1 protein-coding gene and 1 pseudogene are annotated in these 778 nt (G+C 71.7%); one reads left to right on the top strand and one right to left on the bottom strand.

Annotation, left to right across the window (positions count from 1 at the left end; translation table 11 throughout):
- Window positions 1-124, top strand: a pseudogene (locus tag GT354_RS40225) (M20 family peptidase); the annotation flags it as partial.
- Window positions 125-278: 154 nt separating this feature from the next.
- Here GT354_RS40225 and GT354_RS40220 read toward each other — a convergent pair.
- The coding region (locus GT354_RS40220) for an ATP-binding protein (RefSeq protein WP_161361436.1) at window positions 279-778 on the bottom strand (500 nt) is incomplete at its 5' end.

Below are 778 nucleotides of genomic sequence, written 5' to 3'. Positions count from 1 at the left end.
CGGCCTCGGCGCGGTCGGCGGCGGCCCGCACGCCGACCACGAACACGTCGTCGTGAGCGAGATGGCTCCTCGCGCCCGCCTGGTCGCCGCCCTGATCGAGGAGGTCCTGCGCACCTCGCGGTGATCCTTCGGTCCCTCCGCCCGCCCGCCGGCCCTGCTCCCACGGCGAAGGCGTACCCACGGCGAAGGCGTACCCGAAGCAAAAGGCGTACCCGAAGGCGAAGGCGGTGCCACGACGACGCGATGGCGATGGCAACTGCGGCTGCAACAGCGGCGGTTCAGTACCAGCGGATGTGTTTGACGCCCGTCCACGCCCGGCGCAACCGACCGCGCGTGACGCCGTCCGTGTTCGGCGCCAGGGTCACCCCGACGGAGGCGGCGATGTGCTCGGCGACCTGTGCCACGCTGATCCGGTCGGTGCGTACGTGCTCCGCGAACTCCGGCGCGGACAGCCGCTCCAGGCACAGATCCAGCTTCGAGACCGCGAAGCTCTCCCGCCGCAACGAGGCCTCCTTGCCGCCGACCACGCGCACGGCACGCCCCAGACCACGCTCGCCGAGCCGACCCAGAACCGTCGCCCGGTCGGCGAGCAGGGCGAAGTGCCGGACGTCGTGCCCGCGTTGCCGCAGCCGGCCGACGGTCTCCGCGAAGTAGGCCGGTTCCACCACTGTCATCGGCACGATCACCGTCCCCTCGGATCGGCTCGACACCAGGTCCAGTACCTCGTACACGCCCTGCCGCCACGCACCGAAATCCTGAAAGTCCCCGCGCAGGGCCG

This window comes from Streptomyces sp. SID3343 (genome assembly GCF_009865215.1).
Taxonomy (GTDB): Bacteria; Actinomycetota; Actinomycetes; order Streptomycetales; family Streptomycetaceae; genus Embleya.
The sequence above is the reverse complement of the archived record's forward strand: the minus strand, read 5'-3'. Positions and strand labels throughout refer to the sequence as shown.